General features: G+C 46.2%; 20 protein-coding genes. 8 read left to right on the top strand and 12 right to left on the bottom strand.

Translation table 11 applies throughout. The features are described 5' to 3' along the window. Positions 1-272: 272 nt before the first annotated feature. Positions 273-887, bottom strand: coding sequence for a LysE family translocator (locus V6B33_RS00100; protein WP_334215711.1), 615 nt, complete (start codon positions 885-887; stop codon positions 273-275). A gap of 127 nt (positions 888-1,014) precedes the next feature. Here V6B33_RS00100 and V6B33_RS00095 point away from each other — a divergent pair, with 127 nt between their 5' ends. Next, positions 1,015-1,560, top strand: a complete 546-nt coding sequence (locus V6B33_RS00095; RefSeq protein ID WP_334215710.1) for a helix-turn-helix domain-containing protein — start codon at positions 1,015-1,017, stop codon at positions 1,558-1,560. Positions 1,561-1,768: 208 nt separating this feature from the next. Here the strand turns inward: V6B33_RS00095 and V6B33_RS00090 are convergent, their stop codons facing one another. From V6B33_RS00090 to V6B33_RS00070, 5 genes are all read right to left on the bottom strand, one after another. Further along, positions 1,769-2,515: a zinc-dependent metalloprotease gene (locus V6B33_RS00090; RefSeq protein ID WP_442915453.1), complete on the bottom strand. Its 747-nt coding sequence runs from the start codon at positions 2,513-2,515 to the stop codon at positions 1,769-1,771. Positions 2,516-2,977: 462 nt separating this feature from the next. Next, positions 2,978-4,048: a Ger(x)C family spore germination protein gene (locus V6B33_RS00085; RefSeq protein WP_334215708.1), complete on the bottom strand. Its 1,071-nt coding sequence runs from the start codon at positions 4,046-4,048 to the stop codon at positions 2,978-2,980. A 220-nt stretch (positions 4,049-4,268) separates the two neighbouring features. Next, positions 4,269-5,117 (bottom strand): GerAB/ArcD/ProY family transporter, encoded by an 849-nt coding sequence (locus tag V6B33_RS00080; RefSeq protein WP_334215707.1) that lies wholly within the window; start codon positions 5,115-5,117, stop codon positions 4,269-4,271. Continuing rightward, a complete protein-coding gene (locus V6B33_RS00075) occupies positions 5,110-6,399 on the bottom strand; it encodes a spore germination protein (RefSeq protein ID WP_334215706.1) in 1,290 nt (429 codons plus the stop codon). Before V6B33_RS00075 ends, V6B33_RS00080 begins: the two co-directional genes overlap by 8 nt. Before the next feature lie 219 nt (positions 6,400-6,618). Further along, a complete protein-coding gene (locus V6B33_RS00070) occupies positions 6,619-7,158 on the bottom strand; it encodes a DinB family protein (protein WP_334216387.1) in 540 nt (179 codons plus the stop codon). A gap of 245 nt (positions 7,159-7,403) precedes the next feature. Between V6B33_RS00070 and V6B33_RS00065 the strand changes: the two genes are divergently transcribed. Both V6B33_RS00065 and V6B33_RS00060 read left to right on the top strand, forming a co-directional pair. Beyond that, on the top strand, positions 7,404-7,580 hold the full coding sequence (locus V6B33_RS00065) for a hypothetical protein (RefSeq protein ID WP_334215705.1): 177 nt from the start codon (positions 7,404-7,406) through the stop codon (positions 7,578-7,580). A 107-nt stretch (positions 7,581-7,687) separates the two neighbouring features. Next, a complete protein-coding gene (locus tag V6B33_RS00060) occupies positions 7,688-8,203 on the top strand; it encodes a hypothetical protein (protein ID WP_334215704.1) in 516 nt (171 codons plus the stop codon). An 80-nt stretch (positions 8,204-8,283) separates the two neighbouring features. On the opposite strand, the gene V6B33_RS00055 is transcribed toward V6B33_RS00060, so the two are convergent. Together V6B33_RS00055 and V6B33_RS00050 are read right to left on the bottom strand one after the other, a co-directional pair. Then, positions 8,284-9,153 (bottom strand): manganese catalase family protein, encoded by an 870-nt coding sequence (locus tag V6B33_RS00055; protein WP_334215703.1) that lies wholly within the window; start codon positions 9,151-9,153, stop codon positions 8,284-8,286. Positions 9,154-9,431: 278 nt separating this feature from the next. Further along, positions 9,432-10,778, bottom strand: coding sequence for a GntP family permease (locus V6B33_RS00050; RefSeq protein ID WP_334215702.1), 1,347 nt, complete (start codon positions 10,776-10,778; stop codon positions 9,432-9,434). Positions 10,779-10,999: 221 nt separating this feature from the next. Between V6B33_RS00050 and V6B33_RS00045 the strand changes: the two genes are divergently transcribed. The 5 genes from V6B33_RS00045 to katG all read left to right on the top strand — a co-directional run bounded on the left by V6B33_RS00045 (position 11,000) and on the right by katG (position 17,717). Next, a complete protein-coding gene (locus V6B33_RS00045) occupies positions 11,000-11,770 on the top strand; it encodes an IclR family transcriptional regulator (RefSeq protein ID WP_334215701.1) in 771 nt (256 codons plus the stop codon). Position 11,771: 1 nt separating this feature from the next. Further along, positions 11,772-12,725 carry a sugar kinase gene (locus tag V6B33_RS00040; protein ID WP_334215700.1) on the top strand — a complete coding sequence of 318 codons (954 nt, stop codon included), beginning with the start codon at positions 11,772-11,774 and terminating at the stop codon, positions 12,723-12,725. Between the two features lie 59 nt (positions 12,726-12,784). Then, the gene (locus V6B33_RS00035) at positions 12,785-13,420 is read left to right on the top strand and encodes a bifunctional 4-hydroxy-2-oxoglutarate aldolase/2-dehydro-3-deoxy-phosphogluconate aldolase (protein ID WP_334215699.1); all 636 of its coding nucleotides are present in this window, start codon (positions 12,785-12,787) and stop codon (positions 13,418-13,420) included. Between the two features lie 19 nt (positions 13,421-13,439). Further along, positions 13,440-14,588 (top strand): galactonate dehydratase, encoded by a 1,149-nt coding sequence (gene dgoD, locus V6B33_RS00030; RefSeq protein ID WP_334215698.1) that lies wholly within the window; start codon positions 13,440-13,442, stop codon positions 14,586-14,588. Positions 14,589-15,503: 915 nt separating this feature from the next. After that, positions 15,504-17,717, top strand: a complete 2,214-nt coding sequence (katG, locus tag V6B33_RS00025) for a catalase/peroxidase HPI (protein ID WP_334215697.1) — start codon at positions 15,504-15,506, stop codon at positions 17,715-17,717. A gap of 105 nt (positions 17,718-17,822) precedes the next feature. Here katG and V6B33_RS00020 read toward each other — a convergent pair whose 3' ends face one another. The 4 genes from V6B33_RS00020 to V6B33_RS00005 form a co-directional block, all read right to left on the bottom strand. Beyond that, positions 17,823-18,956: a zinc-dependent alcohol dehydrogenase gene (locus V6B33_RS00020; RefSeq protein WP_334215696.1), complete on the bottom strand. Its 1,134-nt coding sequence runs from the start codon at positions 18,954-18,956 to the stop codon at positions 17,823-17,825. 89 nt (positions 18,957-19,045) lie between these two features. After that, positions 19,046-19,669, bottom strand: a complete 624-nt coding sequence (locus V6B33_RS00015; protein WP_334215695.1) for a DUF421 domain-containing protein — start codon at positions 19,667-19,669, stop codon at positions 19,046-19,048. A 121-nt stretch (positions 19,670-19,790) separates the two neighbouring features. Then, complete coding sequence (locus V6B33_RS00010) at positions 19,791-20,630, bottom strand: MBL fold metallo-hydrolase (RefSeq protein WP_334215694.1); 840 nt, start codon at positions 20,628-20,630, stop codon at positions 19,791-19,793. 68 nt (positions 20,631-20,698) lie between these two features. Then, the gene (locus V6B33_RS00005; protein ID WP_334215693.1) at positions 20,699-21,283 is read right to left on the bottom strand and encodes a CBO0543 family protein; all 585 of its coding nucleotides are present in this window, start codon (positions 21,281-21,283) and stop codon (positions 20,699-20,701) included. Between the last annotated feature and the right edge of the window lie 271 nt (positions 21,284-21,554).

The raw sequence follows: 21,554 nt of genomic DNA, 5'->3' as shown, positions 1-21,554 counted from the left end.
AATCATATATACATATTATAGGTGCATGAGAAAGTGATGTCAAACAGACGCGGTGGTCTTCTAGGTTCATGAAGTTTGCCCGTGAATCCGAAGTTTACGTATATGATTAGAATAATTATTAGTGACACATAAAATCGGATCGGGGCTTTATCACAAAAAAGCGGGAAGATCCCTGCCCCACAAAACAAAAGTACCCGTCCCGCACTGCAGTTAAGCTTTCTTGCAGTACGGAACGGGCATTGAATTAGAGCCATAAACTACAACCCGCCCACTTACGGTTGTTTCTCGAAGGCCAATTTCAGCCCGAATCCGATCAAGACGATTCCAGTGGCCTTTTCCATCCAGCCCTGCACTTTCGGGGTGGTGAGCCATGTGCGCAGGTAGTTGATGAAGAAGACGTACAGGAAGAACCACGTGATCGAAAGCAGCGTGTAGATCATGCCCATCAGGATGAGCTGTTTGGCGGCGCCTGATTCTGCATGGATGAATTGAGGCAGGAATGTCAGGAAGAAGATAGCGACTTTTGGATTAAGGACATTAGAGAACAGTCCCTGCTTGAACGCCGACCTTTTGACCGCTCGCTGATCCACTTCCTCCACTTTGTTTTCCTTTTTAGTAAGAAATGATGTAATGCCAAGATAAATCAGGTAAATGGCTCCCACATACTTAATGATTTCGAAGGCGGCAGCCGACTGCATGAGGATGGCCGAGAGCCCGAACGCTGCTGCGAAGGTATGGACGAGTGAACCGGAAGTGATCCCAAGCGCCATCTTGAACCCGTCACCCTTCCCATCCGAAATCGTCCTCTTTGTCAGTAAAGCCGTGTCGATCCCGGGACTCATGACCACAAACAGCGAAAGCAGAATAAACGTAAGGAATTCATTCATTTCATTCAATCCTCCCGACTAATATGTTAAAATATAATTTAACAAAAGTTAATTTATTTTAACACATTCTCATCGGTAGTGTTCATTTGAATTTAGTTAAATTAAATTATTTTTAACGGAGTGACATATGGAAAAGATAAATATCGGTAAAAAGGTAGAAACATATCGAAAATCGCACGGTCTCAGCATCAGGGAATTGGCAAACAGGGCAGAAATCACCCCTTCGATGTTAAGTCAGATTGAACGGGGACTTGCGAATCCCTCGATCCAGACACTCAAAGTCCTTGCCAAAACCCTTCAAGTTCCCACTTTCACATTCTTGCTGGAAGAAGTGAATACGGAAGAATTGGTGGTCCGGTCGCAGCATCGAAAGAAAATGATAATTGATGATGTATCCTATGAATTGATCTCTCCGGATATTTCAGGGAAAATGGCCGCCGCCATCATGAACTTCCCTCCGGACAGCGCCTCATCGGATAAGCTCCTGGGACATCAGGGCGAGGAGGTCGCCTTTGTCACCGTGGGGAAAATACGTATCCATTTGGAAGGAGAGGAATACATCCTTGAAACAGGGGACAGTGTCAAGATTCCTTCTTATATGAAACATAGATGGGTAAACGATTTTAACGGCCATGCAGCCATTTTATTTTCCGTGACCCCTCCTTCGTTTTAATCAATTTTGGCCGTCAGGTTGGAGGTTGGCTCTCTTGCTTCTGCTTCTATTCAGTTGGTGAAATTATCACTATTTTCAGCAGGTGAATCTATCAACAAATTTAACAGGTGAAAATTAATGTTCATCACCTTCCTTCTTGTTTAAGGACAAAAAAAGAACTGCACTCTACCAGAGTGCAGCCCCCTTCCAATTCCAATTCCAATTCCCATTACATTCCATACCAATACTTATTATTTTGGATCTGCGTGTTATGGGCAGGATGCCAGTAGTCGACTGAATAGGAATAGTCATAGTTCATGATACAACGGATCCCGCTGCCCTGTGCGTCGTGTCCCAATCCATAATTGTGGGAGAACTCATGCTGAGCCGCTTTGGACGTGTTCGTGACACCCTGGTCGAGATTCACACTGAATGCCGCTCCCGGATCGGACGAGTACACGTAGGCAATCCCGCCGGCTTCGAAATTCACGTCTCTTGTGAAACCTACGACAAAGTCATAATTGTAGCCCGACCAGTCCCTGCTCAAGTCTGACAGGATCTGAGAACTGTTCCCGCCTTGAGATGTCCAGTTCCCGACTGCCTGCACCTGGAAATCGATGCCATGGTCGCGCGTGAAGGCATTATCCGCATTCTCTACGATTTGCTGCACGCGGCTTTGCCAATCCCCGTAAGCAGCACGATATTCTTCATCGGCAACGGCCAGCACGGTAACTGTCCTTGTTGCCTGTGCTTTCGCTTTTTTGCTCGTATCTTTTGGAAGATTGCTCTTCGTTACTGTCTTATCGATTACTTTCCCTTTTTCATTCAACTCTACGACACTAGTAGACTTCTCGATTTTCGCCGGTCCTTTATCAGGCGCGTACTCCTTCGCTTTCGGCAGGGATTCGATGTACGTGGAAGCATTCGATGAATGTTCATGATCATGATGGCCTAATTCAGATGGTACCTTTGCCATGCCGATCGCTGGTGCAGCGGTGATGGATATTGCGAGTGCAGCGGTAAGAATTTTTTTCAGATTCATAGGGAATCCTCCTTTTTTTGGTATACCTGTTAAATTCGGAGAAAATCCCTTATTTCCTTCTCTTTCGACATTGGGAAACATCGGGGTAAAAGTACTAGATAGAATGGGGTTAAGGGAGAGAATTCAAGTAAAATTTTCACCAAAAGCAGTGGATGAGGGGTGTTAATTTTTATAGCGAAGTTGAGAATATATAAAAGCTGATTCAGGCAGCAATCTTAATAAAGGTATAAAATCAAGTTGCAAACAAAAAAAGACCCTGCTCCTGTAACGAAGCAAGACCGAAGTATATACCTATCATTTTCAAAACTAAAACCAGTTTCAGCCTAAAATCCTTTGCTCACTACTACCTTCAACGAATCCTAATATGTACTAACTTATATATCTGGGCATGTCCATTCATTTCGGCCCCTTTAAATTCCCGCTATTCCGGATTTTCACATCAACGATAAAGTCTGTGGACAATTCACGAAAATACTTCGAACGCCAGTCTTCCAAATCCATCCTCGGGATCTCTTTTCTGAATAATTGACCAAGACCTAAGATATCCGCCTCGCTCTCCTGAAGTTTTTTGTTCATATTATTTAACCGGTCGGATAGTATTTTTTCCAATTCCTTTTCGATCATTTTCCTTGACGGGCTCCCTTTTGTCTCGAGGATCATGACATTCAAACTTATTTTGGATCGCAAGAAGGGGGTATCGTCCTTCACATTACTTGTATAATCCATCTTGTTACCGAGGATCAGGACACTCCCTTTGTTGGTCACCTCTATCTTACCTTGAGTGCTTTCCCCATTGAATGCATTGTATAGAAGAGTTTCATTATTATCGATTTGTTCGACCATTCTTCCATTCTTAATGACCCCTGAACCAACATGTTCCACTAACGTCGTTTCCCCGCGGCGGAGCATCGGAATCGCCACATCCCGTGTATAGGAGTGGATGCTTCGATATACCTGCCATACCCTCGTTAAGGCGATTTGCGGATCCCACCCTGCGTTTTTCTCAAAGAAGTCGAGGAGTGAAGTCCCCTGGGGGGATGTGTTTTTCTCCATGCTCCAGAAGAATTGTTCGATATCATCGTCACAGATGGCGACCATGGCTTTGGACGATACATCCCTGGACCTCATGATTCCTGCTATAAGATCTTTCGTCCCTTCCTCTGCAAAGTGACGATCGATTACGATGACCTTTACATGAAGCAAATCAACACTGCTTTCCATATTCGTACTGATGTCATCAACAATTTCATTGATGGTTTCCCCTACACCGGTGACGATCTTCGTTTGAATCGTGTCTTTCTGCGGCAGGGGAATCTGTAAATAGACCTTGTATTTCTCTCCCTCCATAGAAATACCCAGCACAACCGGCATCACTCGATGATTAATATCCCTCGTATCCCAGCACCCGCTCAACGCGAACATGACCATTATGATCAACGAGCAGACAATCATTTTAACACCTTTCAATTTGAACCCTCCTTCCCTGTTTTGATGCCATTCAAATAAATTGAGATGGGCACTCCAAATATGACAAAGAACCTTAACGGTGTATTCCATTTAAAGAGAAGTTCAACATCACTCCAAACAGGAATACCCAGGCAAATAAGATAAATGATCATCGACATGCTCAAGATCAGGTACGCAGGTTTAATGGATGGAAGCAAACAAGTATGCACAATCTTGACACTCATCCATAATACGAGTGAAATAAACAATAAGATAAAGATGACAATACTGAGTAAAAAAACATCGTAAGGCGATCGAACATGAACCATGTCAAATTGATTGCATCGACGGTCATGATAAATGGAAACATAAACTTCGAAGCGGTTGCCTCCCCAAATGTTAAAACCGGGATATAGACAGACAAGATAAACACAGGGAAAATGGCAGCTGCCGCCAGGAATACATATTTTCTTTGATAAGGGATGAGCGGTTGGATAAACCCCAGGAACAGGAACACCCCTCCAATGGCAAAGAAGCTCTGTAAATAGGATGGGGCTGTCAAGAACGAGAAATCCTTATTCCATAATGGATACACATAATGCCAATCCACATTCTTAAACGAAACTAATAAAATGAAAAAAATCAAAGGAAAAAGAAATAAAAAAAGAAGGATTCCCGCCCGAAAGATTGCCTCCACTCCCTTGATCGCTAAATAGCTCGAAAGGACGAGAAGAAGCGCCATAATGGCCCCCAATGGAGTGTTTGAGAGAAAGACGATGGTGACAACTTCGGAATAAGCCCGGACCGTAATGATATTCGCCATAAAAAAATAAAGGAAGACAGGAAACAAAAAGATGAAGGAAACCAGCTTGCCCGCACGTTGATAGATGGCAATGATGTCCTGTCCGGGAAAACGGTCTAGCCCCTTCAATAGTATGAATAGGAGGAGAAAATGTATGAAGACCCCGACCATAATCGGAATCCATTGTCCCTGAGTGGAACTTGCAATGATATTCGCAGGATACAAAAATAGAATGAGACCAATGTGAGTTAACATGAACATGGAGACTACATACCAGCTTTTATCCACTTTTACCATCCCCTTTAAGATTGAGATATGGCATCCCAAAAGTGCTGATACCGGCAAAGTATGAACATACTAAAAACAACCCCGCCAATACTCCGAATACACCAAAGATAGATGAAAGAATCAAGATAAGATATTTAAAGATCCGGATGGAGATGGAATTCTGAAAGCCGATGATCGTCGAGTTGGCAATCGTTGTCGCAGCCACGATAATGATTAATAAATTGCTTACAAGTCTTGCTTCTACAGCTGCCTGTCCAAGAATGATTCCTCCTACCATCGTTATGGTCGGACCAATGCTTTTAGGAAGCCTTATACTCGCCTCAAGGATCAATTCGAGAATCAGCAGGATGATGATGACTTCCACAAACGCAGGGTACGGAACCCCTTCACGGGATTGAGCAACGGACAGCGCCAATTCTATACGAAGCATTTCAGGATTGACAGCGACCAAGGCTACATACAAACCCGGGAGAACAAGGGCGAGCAATGTACCGATCATCCTTAGAAGTCTGATGGATACCATTATGGGAGATGAAAAATTCCTGTCATTTTCAAGGAAGAACAAATCCTGGAAATGACCGGGAAGGACGAGTGCAAAAGGAGTTCTATCAAGAAATAATACAATCTTTCCTTTTTCCAAATTTCTGTACACTTCCTGCGGGGATTCGGTGGTGTTGAAGGGGGAAATCAGACTTCTCGTTGACAATCCTAACACCTTCGACACATCTTGTACGGTATGAAGTGACGTATCCAAATTGGTCTCGATTTGCCTAATCACGCTTCCGGCAAACTCCTTATCGGCTTGATCTTGACGATACACAACTGAGAGTGCTCTTTTCGGACCTGTGCCCACTGCATACGATTTTACATATAAGTCTTTAGAGACAACTTGCTTCCGAATCATACCGATGCTTGTATCGATATCCTCATTGAAGGAATTCAAAGGTCCCTGAACGATATTTTCATTGGTGGACGATTCGATTGAACGAGTCAGTGTCTTTGGTACCGCATCCACACTGATGACTGAACCCTCAATGGAAAGAATCATCTTTCCTTCTAAAATACCCTTGATGCCGTCATTTTGATCCTGGAGGTTCTCTCCGACTTGATTCAATGGTAATCTTGAAACTTTCTCTTTCAACATTTGAATCGTCTTTTCGACATCCATCAGACTCTTAAAACCCATCAACACAACTTGAACTTCACCTAAATTTTGATTGGTTTGAAAGAAATCATCATTTCCTCCCAATGATTTATTGATTTCCGCTACTAAAGAATCCATTCTAAACAGGCTCCCTCTATACTTGTTCATCCTACTATTTCCAAATTAGTCAGGAAATATGTATCTGGGGCGTCCTTCTGCTCAATGGGCAGACATAAAGCTTTAGCTTGTCAGAAGAGATCGCTATAGAAAAAACCTCTTTCCCAGTAAAAAGAAAGAGGGCAGCATTCATATATTCGAATCAATATGAGTTTAACCCATCATGGTAGTCGCTTTTCCTCAAGATGTCCCCTTTCTACTCAACACCCCCAAATACTCCTCCCACGGTCCCACATCTTTCCGATAACGATTGGAAAAAACACGTACAATCTGAGAAAGGTGGGTCAAATCATGGACCACCCAAGTGGAGACTAATTCCCGTGCACTGACCTTGCCAAAAGCAGGATGCAGTCCTGTCGCGTCAAGGGAATGCCCGTGTGTAACCACCAACTCTTTTAATTCATTCACATTCGATGAGCGAAGTGCAGCAAATTCCTTCAGCTTTTCTTCTAAACTCTTTGAAGTTCCCTCACTCATGTGTGAAAATCGATCAAAAACAGGAAAGACAGTCCTTTCACCGTCATGAAAGATCATGTTCAACCTCGGGATCCAATTATGCTTCTCCCCTTCGATTAAATGCTCCACGACCTCCTCTGCATTCCAAGTCCCCTCCCCTTCATCACACTCCAGCCATCCTTTCGAAAGCCCCGCAAGTAAACCTTCAAGTGTTTTTGGGGTGCTCTCCAGTACTTCCATGGCTTCATTCAAGTCAAAATTCATCATCTCTCCTCCTCTCCCGTTTCTACTCTATTATAATGTTTAATTATTGTAATCATTACTTGATTCCGGCAATTATGATCACGCGGAAAGCTTTTTCCTAATAAAAACCGGGTACCTGTCCCCGTGCTCTATCATCCTCTCTATCAATACACGCACATTTTATCTATTAAATAGGTAGGAACACCAACCATTCCCCTCTTACTTCCATATGATATATCGAGATAGAAGAAGGGAGGTGATTACGTATGGGTGCAAAAGCTCCTGGACAAGTTCATTCAAAGGGCGACGGCTTTGATTTCTTCAGCTTGCTGCTTGTATTGCTTGTCGTGGCATTCCTGATTACATTAGGGATTGCTCCAATCGCGGCATTGATCATCGGGATCGCTCTATTATTGATCCTTGTCATCGGTGAGTTGTTCTAAATGACTATGTGAGTTCATAGAGTGCGGTTCCTTTATATCAGGCTGCAATGCCTTCTATAAAATGGAACCGTACTCTGTCCTCAAAAACTAAGAAAGGGGGAACATGCTTGAATAACAATGACAAATTGATTGAGGAACTATTCAACTTAATTGAGAGTCAACTAAAAGGAACGGATGGAAAGCATCCCGAACTGGATCAGCTGAAAGCTCTGATTAAAGAACAGGGTTCAAAGGTATCTCAAGAAGGTCAAAAGCTCAAGTCAAATGATGACTTGAAAGGCCTGATAGAGAAGATTCTGCCGCAGATGACCGGGAATGGATCCAATGCATCCGGTGCTTCTCCTCAAAGCAGTCCACTCAACTTGGATCTGATCCGGCCGCTCGCTTCGCTTCTATTTAAGGATAACTCATCCAACCAGAATACCATTCAATCCTTATTGGGTCTGCTGGTTCCGTTAATCAAAAACTCCGGCACTTCATCCCAGGTAACACCTGTTTTCACAAACTTGTTTCAGCAATTGAATACCTCCGGGTTACAAGAATTAGATTCACAACCAGTTAAGACTATTCAAAGGGTAACGAATGTCAAGCATCATAAAGGAAAGAAGAGAAAGAAGCATTGAACAGAACATGAAATAGCTGGCCGCATGTTACGGCCAGCTTATTGCATTCTCATACATACCGAATTACCTTCCGTGCACATTTACATCATCGGGTCAGGCATTCCATAGCCGGGTAAGGTATTCTTCGTGAACTTCTGCGTATCGTGAATATACGGCGGTGCCGGAGCAAGCTTAGGTTTCCCGGCAAACGGTCCCGGCTCACTGAAATACTGGAATTGTGATCTTCCATCCATACTTGGCCCGCTTGCCCATCTGCCGGTTTTGCTCGCCTCACCTCTTGACAAGTTATAGAAATCATACGCAACAGCTTGCTTTTCGAGCTCTCTTGGGAAAGTGGACGGTACCACGACATCCCCCTCCGCTTCCTCAAGCTCTGCGATCGCTGCAAGCCATTGATTCTGGTGGGCCGTGTCCCTTGCGATGAGGAAGGACAGGGTATCTTTCACGCCGTGGTCGTCGATCAATTCATACAGCCTGACAGCCTGCAGCCTTCCTTGTGATTCAGCTGTCAAATTCGCCCTGAAATCCGCGAGCAGATTCCCGCTTGCCCCAATATAAGCGGCCGTCCACCGGTTCCCGACACTATCAACAGGCATCGCCCCTAAACCGCTGACAATCGCATGCTGCGGGTTCATTCCACCCATTATCGCTGCAACCACAGGATCACTTTTATATCCTTCTTCCTGTACAGATGCGGGAGCCCCATCCAATAAGCGGGCAATCAACGTGGCCAATAACTCCACATGCGCCATTTCTTCCGTCCCAAGATCCAATAACATGTCTCTATACTTTTTATCCCCTCGGCTGTTGAATCCCTGAAACAAATATTGCATCATGACAGAAATTTCGCCGTATTGTCCACCTAATATTTCTTGAATCAATTTGGCATAAACCGGATTGGGCTTTGTCGGTTTCGCTTCGTACTGTAATTCTTTAATATGATAAAACACGGGCAGTCACCTCATCGTTTTTTTACTTACCCATCTAATCTATGAATAAAGGGCCTACCCTGTTCATCCCTCCAGTACTCCGCTCACTTTTTAATTAACGAATTCCCCAACTTTTTTGTCGAATAATTACTGTTAAAATCGAATTCCTCCTGTCAATCGAACTGCCCCCGGCAGGATGGTGCCGCCTGGAAACCGCCTGCTCCACTATTAAAAGCCTGACATATCAACCATACAAAAAAGCCTGCTGAACACCAGCAGGCTCATTTTGTCATATGAACTTATATGAAAAGACTGATCAACAACGAAACCCCGAAACCAACGAATGCGATGATGGTTTCCATGACTGTCCAGGATTTAAGTGTTTCTTTCTCTGTAAGTCCGAAGAATCGATTGACCATCCAGAATCCTGAGTCATTCACGTGGGACGCAATGGTTGCACCGGATGCAATGGTAATGACGAGCAGTGCAAGCATCGGACCGCCTATTCCAAGTGAGTCGATGATCGGCGAGATCAAGCTCGCTGTCGTGATCATCGCGACTGTCGCAGATCCCTGTGCAATACGGACGGCTGAAGAAATGACGAATGCGAACACGATGATCGGTACATTCAGGTTGGACATGGTTTCGGCCAATACATCGCCTACGCCTGTTTCGACAAGAACTTGTCCGAACACTCCGCCGGCACCGGTAATCAAGATGATGATACCTGCGGGTTCAAGTGATTTCGTGGCAATCGTTTGGATTTCTTCTTTCGAATATCCTCTTCTTGTTCCCAACAGATAAAATGTAAGAAGCGCTGTAATCGTCAGGGCGACACCAGGGTCCCCGATGAAGGCCATCGTCGCTCTCAGATTATTTCCTTCTGCCAATGTTGCAGCAAAGACAGTATTAAGGAGAATCAGTATAAGCGGGAGCCCGACTAATGTGGCAATCATGCCGAAGCTCGGAAGCTCTTTCACATTCGGGTTTTCCTCCACTTCAGGTATCATGTTTTCAGGAACCTTCACGTGGATTTTCTTTGAAATATACGTTCCAAATACAGGACCGGCAAGGATTGCTGCCGGAATACCACATATCAAACCAAACAGAATCACCCATCCGATATTCGCTCCCAATAAGGAGGATACCGCGATCGGGCCTGGGGTCGGCGGTACGAAGCTGTGGGTTACAGCAAGTCCGGCGAGAAGTGGAATCCCGTAGTATAGTAATGATTTCTTTGTCTTTCGGGCCAAGCTGTATAGAATAGGAACTAAAATAACAAATGCTACATCAAGGAATACAGGTATGGAAATGATGAAACCTGTCAGCATTAATGCCCAATTGACTCTTTTTTCTCCAAATTTCTTCATTAAGGTGAGGGCAAGCCGTTCTGCACCACCCGATACTTTCAATATTTCACCAAACATGGCACCGATCCCGATAATGACGGCAATCTCTGCGACGGTGCCTCCCATGCCGTCCTGGACAGCCTTCAGCACCTCTGCGGGACTTAAACCTGCCACCAAACCAATGATATAACTGACCAAGATCAAAGCCAGAAACGCTTGAAGCTTTGTACGCATAACAAGGAACAGCAATAATGCCACCCCTAATGCGGCGATCAGTATCAACGTACCTCCACTCATCCTTTTTCCTCCTTTATAAAATCTCATATAGGATTTATATTCATATATGTGATTGATTTGAACCATATGGTAACATATCGGTGAAAGCGCTTCAATACAAATTTTAAATTATTTGAATAAAACAATTACAGTTGACTGAAACGCTTTCAAATGATAGGGTTCAAGTAACAAATTCTCATTTGTGAATCAAAATCTCATATATGAATTTTAGGTGAATAACTATGTCTGTAAAATCTGCTAAACGAGTACTCGATATTTTCGAACTGCTGGCTGCCTATCCCAATGGGCTCACTGTCAAAGAAATCAGCCATCTTCTGTCCTCTCCCCAAAGCAGCACCTTCAACGTCATTAAGACGCTTGAAAGTGAAGGATACCTCTCCCAGGACAGTGGGAAAAGGTATAAGCTCGGGGCGAAACTGATTCATATCGGAAGAAGTGCAATGGATTCTTTTGACCTGTCTGTGGTGGCTACACCCCATTTAACAACATTGATGGAGAATGTGCAGGAAACGGTTTTTATGGCTGTTCTCGCAGAAGAAGAACTTTATTATATTGCCAAAATCGATAATAACCGGTCCATCCGGACGACTGCACAGCCCGGATTAAGAAAGCCGTTATACTGTACCGGCCTTGGAAAAGCTTTTCTGGCATTCATGCCTCCCCGCATCCGTGAACAAATCCTTGATGGGACGGAATTGGATGCGATCACCGATAAGACCATCACGGATCGACAAGAGCTGGAAGCACAATTGGAAGCATTTGAACAGCAGGGCTACAGCATCGATGACGAGGAGAATGAAGAAGGGTTGTATTGCCTGGCAGCACCGGTCTACGGGGCAGGAGGAGAGCTTGCTGCTGCCATCAGTGTCGCCGGACCAAAGCAAAGGATGCTTTCCAGAAAACCAGCAATCGTCCAATCACTGACGGAAACCGCCCGCACGATTTCAACGAAGATCGGCTACACACCACATAATGAAGCAAGGGGGAGATAAAATGGATGTTATCGCAATCGGTGAAACGATGATTCAATTTTCCCCTCAATCACAGGGACTGATGAGACATGCTGATTCGTACACTGCCAAAATTGCCGGTGCCGAAACCAATACACTGATCGGACTGGCACGGCTCGGCCATTCAACCGGCTGGATCAGCAAGCTTGGAGATGATGAATTCGGCCGCAGAATTCTGATGTCGATCCGCGGGGAAGGCGTCGATACAAGCCAAGTCCGATTAGACCCCGGATTTCGGACCGGTACCTTCTTCAAGGAAATCATCCGTGAAGGGGAGGTCAGGATCCAGTACTACCGGGAAAATTCAGCGGCAAGCACACTCGAACCCGGCGACATTCAGGAAAGCTATATCGAAAAAGCAGCATACCTTCTCATTACCGGGATCACCCCTGCCCTGAGTCTGTCTGCCAAAGAGACGATCTTTCAAAGTATTAAACTTGCGAAGAAGCATGACGTCAAGATTGTTTTCGACCCCAATCTTCGAAAGAAACTCTGGGATGAGAAAATCGCGAAACAGACCCTTTTGGAAATAGCCGGCCAATCTGATGTCATCCTGCCCGGCTTAAGTGAAGGAGAATTCCTTTTCGGGACGAGCGATCCCGAGAAGATGGCTGCGTCCTTTTTACAGCTTGGCGCATCACTCGTCGTTGTAAAGACAGGAAAAGAAGGTGCCTACTACGCACAAGAACACACCAGCGGCTATGTCAAGGGCTTTGACGTCGAAAGGGTGGTTGATCCAGTCGGGGCCGGGGACAGTTTTGCCGCAGGTCTGCTTTCAGGATTACTGGAGAACGAAAGTATAGATGACGCAGTCAAACGTGCCTGCGCAATGGGCGCCATAACAGTGACGGTCAAAGGGGACTATGAAGGACTTCCCGATATGAAACGGCTGGAGCAGTTCATGAGCAGTGTGGAAAACGAAGATATTTCAAGATAATAGCATGGAAAACATCAACATATAAGAAAACAGCCTTACGATAAGGAGAAGTGACGATAATGGATGTTCTTTCAACGATTAAACAGGAAAAGATGATTGCCATCATACGCGGATCCCGGCCAGGCGATGCCCTGGCTATTTCAAAAGCCCTCTACAAAGGAGGTGTCCGCGCCATCGAGATCACCCTCAATTCACCCGGTGCCCTCACCTCCATCGAGAAAGTCCGCAGTGAATTAGGGGATGACCTCGCAGTCGGAGCAGGAACGGTTCTAGATCCGGAATCAGCCCGCTCAGCATTACTGGCTGGTGCCCAGTTCATCCTTTCCCCCTCACTCAACACGGAGACGATCAAGATGACGAAGCGGTACGGGGCCGTCAGCATTCCCGGTGCCTTCACCCCCACCGAGATCCTTCAGGCTTACGAAGAAGGCGGTGACATCATCAAGGTCTTCCCTGCTTCATCCCTTGGTCCTGACTATGTAAAGGATGTTCACGGCCCGCTGCCGCAGATTCCATTACTCCCTACTGGCGGGATCGACCTGAACAACATTGCCGACTATATCGCAAAAGGAGCTGCAGGTGTGGGACTTGGCAGTTCACTCGTAAATACGAAAGAAAGCGTGACGGAAGCCTATTTGGAGAAACTCACAGAGACTGCCCGTCAATTCAAAGCGAAAGTAGAATCGGTTCACTAAATTTGAGGAGGTTAACATTGTGAAAATTACAGGTTATGAGCTTTTTAAAGTAGCACCAAGATGGCTGTTTTTGAAAATTGAAACGGATGAAGGCATCACCGGCTGGGGAGAACCCGTCATTGAAGGCCGGGCGGAAACGGTCCGTGCCGCCGTCCATGAACTGATGGCCAATTTGATTGGGAAGGATCCTGCCCATATCGAAGATCACTGGAACATGATGTACCGCTCCGGTTTTTACCGCGGTGGTCCGATTCTTATGAGTGCCATCGCAGGAATCGATCAGGCACTCTGGGATATCAAGGGGAAATTTTTCAATGCACCTGTCCATCAGCTTCTCGGTGGAAAATGCCGCGATTCCATCAAGGTCTACTCCTGGATCGGTGGCGACCGCCCAAGTGATGTCGGCACTGCCGCCAAGGAAGTCGTCGATACCGGGTTCACCGCTGTTAAAATGAACGGCACCGAAGAACTTCAATATGTGGACTCGCACGAAAAAATCGATCAGGTATTGGAACGTGTGGCAGCCGTCCGTGAAGCTGTCGGTCCATATGTCGGAATCGGCATCGATTTTCACGGCCGTGTCCACAAACCGATGGCAAAAACATTGGCGAAAGAGCTGGAAACTTTCCGACCGATGTTTATCGAAGAGCCGGTCCTCCCTGAAAATAATGAAGCACTGAGAGAGATTGCCAATCACACCTCCACGCCGATCGCAACCGGTGAAAGGATGTTCTCCAGATGGCAGTTCAAGCCGCTGCTGATGGATGGATATGTCGATATCATCCAGCCTGATCTCTCGCACGCAGGAGGAATCACCGAATGCAAAAAAATCATCTCGATGGCAGAAGCCTTCGATGTAGCCGTCGCGCCTCACTGCCCGCTCGGCCCGATCGCCCTGGCAGCCTGCCTGCAGGTGGATGCGACTTCTCATAACGCATTCATCCAGGAACAGAGCCTCGGCATCCATTACAACGTCGGCAGCGACCTTCTTGATTACATCACGGATAAAGAAGTATTCAAATATGAGGACGGCTACGTAAAAATCCCACAGGGCCCTGGACTCGGGATTGAGATCAACGAAGAATACGTCCGCAGGATCGCAGAAAACGACGTCGACTGGCACAACCCCATCTGGCGCCATAAAGACGGGTCTATTGCAGAGTGGTAGACATCGCAAATTCATAAAGAGGAACCCGGTTTTTGTGACTAAGGGGATCTATTTTGAAGTACAAGATATGAATTAACATTGCTTTTCTTATAGTAATTCGCACCAAAATTATAAAGCAATCGGGCAAAAAATCAAAAAGTAACATGCTTGGAGACATATGCTCCAAGCATGTTTTAACCCAAGATAAGCACTGGTTAACGATTTCCAAATCTACAAAAAAATAAGCTACTAATATAAGGGGAGAAATTCCTTTTATTGAGGAAATAACACGAAAAACAATGTGAATAGAGGGAAAAATTCCCCCTACTTACTCCAAAAGCATGAAATTGGACCATTCTACTTTGCCTTAACGGGAAAAACTCCCCTTATAACCCCCGAACCTAGCCCTATTCTGCAGGATAACGGGAATAACTCCCCTTATTAAACAATCAGAAGTTACTCACCTCACAATGAAGGATGAAAAAATGTCTGCTTCATTTATCTGCATCTAAACACACCAATCGGTATAACAATTATCACGCGAATTTTCATGCTGACAAGAACCATGTTATAAGGGATTCGAAATTCAGGGCAGATTTACCGTATATTTTTCAACCCCTATATTTAGCAGTCTAATTCAGTTGCGAATAGGACTGCTAATTGGGTGTGCTATTTTAGTTTTGGTATTCGAAATTTGAACCTGTTATTATGTGACCGGGTTATTTTTATTTAAGTCAAGCCCCGGGGGGCAGGTCCCTTTAGCCGCCAACCAATTGGTACAAAATTTACCATTCGCCCACACTTCCCACTTTCAATCAACGTCACCCTCCCTTATAATGATAATTAAGAATTATTATAATTATCTCACAATTCACTCTCAGCATACTATGATAATTCCTGCGATTTCACCCCCTATTAATGGAAGGAGAATGGTAGATGGAAAACAATCATAAACCTGATCAAAAGGAACATACGGCTGCAGGGCAGTGTCCCGTGACCCATCACAGGGACAGCGCGATCACGACGTCAAGGTCTCCGGGAGGTACGACGAATAAAGAGTGGTGGCCGAACCAGCTGAATCTTGGTGTCCTTCGCCAGCATGACAAGAAAGCCAATCCAATGGGTGACGACTTTGATTATAGGGAGGAATTCCTAAATCTGGATTACGATGCGCTGAAGAACGATCTTCATGAGCTGATGACAGACAGCCAGGATTGGTGGCCTGCCGACTACGGTCACTACGGTCCATTCTTCATCCGTATGTCATGGCATGCAGCGGGTACATATCGTACGGCTGACGGCCGCGGAGGCGGCGCGTCGGGATCACAGCGTTTTGCCCCGCTGAACAGCTGGCCGGATAATGTCAATCTTGATAAGGCACGACGCCTGTTGTGGCCGATTAAACAGAAGTACGGAAACAAGATTTCCTGGGCTGATTTGCTTGTGTTGACAGGGAATGTGGCACTCGAGTCCATGGGCTTGAAGACATTCGGTTTCGCCGGCGGCCGTGAAGACATCTGGCATGCCGAGGAAGACGTGTATTGGGGAACGGAGAAAGAATGGCTGGCCGACAACCGCTATTCCGGTGACCGTGATCTTGAAGATCCGCTTGCAGCTGTGCAGATGGGGCTGATCTATGTAAATCCGGAAGGCCCGAACGGAAAGCCCGATCCACTGGCCAGTGCCCGGGATATCCGCGATACTTTTGGACGCATGGCGATGAATGACGAAGAAACCGTCGCCCTTGTCGCCGGCGGTCATACATTCGGGAAGGCACATGGTGCCGGCGACCCTGCCCACGTCGGCGATGACCCTGAGGCTGCGACCCTCGAAACACAGGGGCTCGGATGGATCAGCTCATACAAGAGCGGGAAAGGCCGTGACACGATCTCAAGCGGTGTCGATGGAGCCTGGACGTCGAATCCGACTCAGTGGGATAACGGTTATTTCGATTTATTGTTCGGTTATGAATGGGAATTATCAAAGAGTGATGCCGGCGCACATCAATGGGCACCGGTCGGCATGACGGAAGAGCATATGGCTCCGGATGCCGAAGATCCTTCCATCCGCGTTAAGACCATGATGACGACAGCCGACATGGCACTCCGGATGGATCCGGATTATGAAAAAATCTCCAGGCGGTTCCACGAGAATCCCGGTGAGTTCGCCGATGCATTCTCACGTGCCTGGTTCAAACTGCTTCACCGCGACATGGGTCCTAAAATAAGATACCTTGGTCCAGAAGTTCCGAATGAAGAACTGATCTGGCAGGATCCGGTTCCAACCGTGGATTATGAACTGTCCCAAACTGACATTGCCGGGATAAAGAATAAAATCCTCGACTCCGCACTAACCATGAGCGATCTTGTGAAAACAGCCTGGGCTTCGGCAAGCACATACCGGGGGTCCGATATGCGCGGCGGCGCGAACGGTGCACGCATCCGTCTCGCCCCGCAAAAAGACTGGGAAGCAAACGAACCTGAACAGCTTGCGAAAGTCCTTGAAGTCTACGAGTATATCCAAAGCAAACTTGACAAGAAAGTCAGCATCGCCGATTTAATCGTACTCGGCGGGAACACGGCCATCGAACAAGCTGCAAAAGGTGCGGGCTTCGAAGTGTCGGTTCCGTTTACCCCCGGCCGCGGTGACGCAGCCGCAGAACAGACGGATGCGGAAAGCTTTGACGTATTGGAACCGGTATCGGACGGATTCCGCAATTTCCAGAAGAGAGAATACTCAACGAGCCCTGAAGAGATGCTCGTCGACAAAGCCCAGCTGCTGGGACTTACCGCTCCGGAAATGACCGTGTTGCTGGGAGGCATGCGCGTCCTCGGCGCCAATCACGGCGGCACGAAACACGGCGTATTCACTGACAACGCCGGCACGCTGACAAACGACTTCTTCGTCAACCTGCTTGACATGGGTATCGAATGGAAACCGGCCGGCTTCAACCAATACGAAGGCCGCGACCGCAAAACTGGCGAAGTCGTGCGTACCGCTACACGCTTCGACCTCGTATTCGGCTCAAATTCAGAACTGCGCGCCATCGCAGAAGTATATGCTCAAGATGACAACAAAGAGAAATTCGTCCATGACTTCGCAGCAGCTTGGGCGAAGGTGATGGATGCGGACCGTTTTGATGTGAAATAAACGCAGGATAAAGTCGGGTCTCCCCCGCGGTATATGAACCCGCCGGGCAGGCCCGATTTTTCATTTACTTCAGGCAGTTTTCTAAAAGATTGTGATTCTCGCACATCATGGTTTCAGAATCACCTTAATGCAATCATCTTCTTTCTTGTTAAACAATTGATATCCTTTTGCGGCTTCCTCCAGTTTAAGGGTATGGGTGATGATGGAGGTGGAGTCGATTTCCCCTTTAACGATTTGCTCATAAAGGGGTTCCATATAAGCCCTGGCAGGGGCCTGTCCCATTTTCAGCGTGATATTGCGTGAAAAAAATGCGCCGAGGGGAAACATATTGTACAGCCCCCCGTATACCCCGGTCAATTGAACGGTGCCGCACTTCCGGACCGCTTTGGTGGCGATTTGAATCGGACCGATCGTTCCACCCTGCAGCTTCAGCTTCTGCTCCATATATTCAAGAGGTGATTTCTTTCCATCCATGCCCACACAGTCAATGACCACGTCCGCTCCGCCTTTCGTCAGCTCTTTCAGAGTCTCTCCCATATCATCGTATTGGGTGAAATCAAAGGTCTCCGTATGGTTCATTTTCTTCGAGTGCTGCAATCGGTAGTCAAAATAATCCACTGCTATGACACGCTCCGCCCCTTTTTTCCAAGCAAACTGCTGCGCCATCAATCCTACGGGCCCGCACCCGAGGACGATGACCGTGTCCCCTTTTTTCACTCCGGCATTCTCCACACTCCAGTAAGCCGTTGGGAGTACATCGGATAGTAGTAAAAGATTCTCGTCATCCAATTCACAATTCTCCGGCACCAGGAACGGTGTATAATTCCCGTAAGGAACCCTGAGATATTCCGCTTGTCCTCCTGGATAATTACCGAATTTCTCTGAATAACCGAACAGCCCGCCTGAATCATAATGGGGGTTGGAATGGTCACACTGGCTTTCCAAATGGTGCTCACAATATTGACAGCTTCCGCAAGCCACCGTGAAGGGAATGATGACGCGGTCACCCTTTTTAACTTTCGTCACATCCTTCCCTGTTTCCTCGACGATCCCCATCGGTTCATGCCCGATGACATACCCGATCGGAAGCGGGAGATTGCCTTGAAAAAGATGCAGATCAGAACCACAGATGGCCGTTGAGGTAATGTTGACAATGATGTCTTGTGCATCTTCAATCACCGGATCATCCACCTTCTTGACGGCAACCGAATTCTTTCCTTGATACGTGACTGCTTTCATGAACTTCCTCCATTCCAGATTGATATCTACTATTTATAAGTCTGCAGAGTGGGACCGAAAAAAAATCCCTCACATGCAATTGGAACTTTCTACTGAAGATGCTTTGGGGGAGGATTTACTGCCGGATTCTGTGTGATTTCTTTAAATAGATCCTCTCCTCCCGGGTCCTGCCTGACAGGAGTTCTTGCTTCTGGTGAAGCTTGGAGCATATTGATCAGTCTCTCCACTTGTGCTTGAAGTTTTTCGAATTCTTTCATTGTCACGGGCTTTGCCCGCTCCATCAACTCAACCCCGACTTGTCCATTCGGCTCAAGTGTCGCCCACTTAATATCCGAGAGCTTGCTGACGCCCTGCTGTCTTAGCTTCATTTCAAGCTGGTCCACCGTCATACGCAGTTTCTTGAAATTCTTTTCGTTCAGTACCCCATTTTCCACCAGCATCTTAGATTGCCCCGTGATCATCTTTTCAACTGTATCTGATTTCACTTGCACATATTCCATGAACATTAAAGTCAGGACAAGAATGAGACCGACACCAATTGTCGTCCAGATATTCTTTCCGGCTACAGGTTGAACCAATAAAGACCCGATACCGACCATAATGACCGTCTGGGCTAGAGTCATCTGGGAAATCGATTTTCTTCCCGCGACCCTCAACAATAGAGTACCGGCCAATACCACGAGAACTGCTTTCCACATCCAATCAAATTCCACTGCCTATCACTCCTTTCATCGTTAAGAAACCCCCTTCGAATGAAGAGGGTACGAGTTACCTGAAGATTCTTGATTAGCGTGCCCTGCGGTTACGGATTTATCCCAGTTCCGGCCCTGAGGATCAATGCGGTCTTCGATTCGGCGGCAGGGCCAACTCATCAAATCGTTCTGCCAACATATTTAAAGAACGTTCCAGCTCTACACCCGCCATCACTTCACCATGACCTGTCACTGAGGATTTCGGGTTCAGCGCTGCTATTTTCCCGACAGACTCCTGTGCTGCTTCCCAATCCATGGTGAAATATCGTGGAGGGCCGCTGATTTCCTTCTTTTGAACGATCACCCGGTACAAGGATTCCTGTTTTACCGTTACAAATGCATCCCCTGCAATCAGGATTCGATCCTTCTCCCGGAAAAAGGAGACATGCCCCGGTGTATGACCAGGTGTATGGATCCATTTCCACCCTTCCATGAACGGGATATCCCCATTATCAGGAAGCTTCTGAACAGATCCTGCTACATCGATCCCATGGTGGGGATAAAACGGCGACAATTCGCTGACTAATCCGCCATCTGCCGTCGGATCCCCTTTCGGATAGTCACGCTCCCCATTAAGATAGGGGATTTCAAGCTCATGAGCATATACAGGAACATCCCATTCTTCTAAAAGGGGCTCGAGTGATCCCACGTGGTCAAAATGACCATGCGTCAATACAATGGCTTTCGGTTTTCCGGCATGACCAAAACGTTTCTCAGCTGCTTCCATTATTCTTTCCTTAGAATGGGGCATCCCGCAATCAATCAACACCCAATCCTCTGTTCCCGGAACCCCATAAAAACAGACATTCACAATCTGGTTCGTCCAGTAATAAAGATCGTTACATACTTCCCTTCCCTCTCCACTCTTCACGCTGAAGAAAGGAAGATGCGTTTCAGAAAAATCACTATCTAGTGGCTTCAATTCAATCACTCCTTCATTTTGATCCGGCCTGTTGACATGGTAGCAATCTGTTCTATATCTTCCTTTTTTCAATCATTGCTGCGTTGATGTGCTTTCTTCTCAAAATAAACAAATAAATTGGTGATCCATTTCGCAATCAGGCCGACCAAAACATAGCCGATGAACAAGCTGAAATAATTTGTCCCGCTGCTCAATTCAAATAAACCGATGGCAACAAGCAGCGGCTTGAAGACAAAGGCAAAAATCGCGCTCAATAATAGCATGAATAAATAATAATTTTTACTATGATTCAAGGTGAATTGATAGACAAACATATAGGTAACAGGGACGAGGGATACGTCCAGTGAAACCGAGCTCGCCAGGATCGGGAAGATTTTATATGGATAGAACCATTTAATCATGTTCGCCCCTATAGCATCTACGTACGTAAAGAAAACATGAACATTATATCCATAGAATCCCAAGAGCAGGGCTTTTCGTTTATCTATTGCAAAAAACAGCACAATCAGCGGAAGCACAAATAATGCAGCCAATACCCAGAATTGCCAATCGCCAAAATCTGAATACTGCTGCCAATAGCTGGTCCATAGCTCTGTTTGAATTCTCTGAACGTTCTTTAAACTAGTAAGCATGGTCTGCTGAGATTCACTCATCGTACTCGCTCCTTAAAATGAATATGTTATAGTTTGAGCAAGTAAACGATGGATTATGTTGGGATGTAAAATAATTCTTGATTTCCGGTGCTATCCAGTGTCATTTCATACGGTATGTTTTCCGGGCACGACAATACAAAAGAAAGAAGCTGAGGCAAAACAAAAAAACTACCTATAGACGAACATTTTCAGTGTGGATTCTAAATACCGCTAATGATTTCCGTGCAAGACTTCGCTTTCCGCGGGTAGCCCGTGAGCCTCCTCGTCTAGC

It is taken from the genome of Mangrovibacillus sp. Mu-81 (assembly GCF_036867415.1).
GTDB lineage: Bacteria > Bacillota > Bacilli > Bacillales > Bacillaceae_B > Rossellomorea.
The sequence above is the reverse complement of the archived record's forward strand: the minus strand, read 5'-3'. Positions and strand labels throughout refer to the sequence as shown.

Bases quoted from the DNA above. Each gene is read 5' to 3' on its own strand.
- V6B33_RS00100 (WP_334215711.1), bottom strand. From the start codon at position 887: ATGAATGAATTCCTTACGTTTATTCTGCTTTCGCTGTTTGTGGTCATG.
- V6B33_RS00095 (WP_334215710.1), top strand. From the start codon at position 1,015: ATGGAAAAGATAAATATCGGTAAAAAGGTAGAAACATATCGAAAATCG.
- V6B33_RS00090 (WP_442915453.1), bottom strand. From the start codon at position 2,515: ATGGCAAAGGTACCATCTGAATTAGGCCATCATGATCATGAACATTCA.
- V6B33_RS00075 (WP_334215706.1), bottom strand. From the start codon at position 6,399: ATGGATTCTTTAGTAGCGGAAATCAATAAATCATTGGGAGGAAATGAT.
- V6B33_RS00070 (WP_334216387.1), bottom strand. From the start codon at position 7,158: ATGAATTTTGACTTGAATGAAGCCATGGAAGTACTGGAGAGCACCCCA.
- V6B33_RS00065 (WP_334215705.1), top strand. From the start codon at position 7,404: ATGGGTGCAAAAGCTCCTGGACAAGTTCATTCAAAGGGCGACGGCTTT.
- V6B33_RS00050 (WP_334215702.1), bottom strand. From the start codon at position 10,778: ATGAGTGGAGGTACGTTGATACTGATCGCCGCATTAGGGGTGGCATTA.
- V6B33_RS00045 (WP_334215701.1), top strand. From the start codon at position 11,000: ATGTCTGTAAAATCTGCTAAACGAGTACTCGATATTTTCGAACTGCTG.
- V6B33_RS00040 (WP_334215700.1), top strand. From the start codon at position 11,772: ATGGATGTTATCGCAATCGGTGAAACGATGATTCAATTTTCCCCTCAA.
- V6B33_RS00035 (WP_334215699.1), top strand. From the start codon at position 12,785: ATGGATGTTCTTTCAACGATTAAACAGGAAAAGATGATTGCCATCATA.
- katG (WP_334215697.1), top strand. From the start codon at position 15,504: ATGGAAAACAATCATAAACCTGATCAAAAGGAACATACGGCTGCAGGG.
- V6B33_RS00020 (WP_334215696.1), bottom strand. From the start codon at position 18,956: ATGAAAGCAGTCACGTATCAAGGAAAGAATTCGGTTGCCGTCAAGAAG.
- V6B33_RS00005 (WP_334215693.1), bottom strand. From the start codon at position 21,283: ATGAGTGAATCTCAGCAGACCATGCTTACTAGTTTAAAGAACGTTCAG.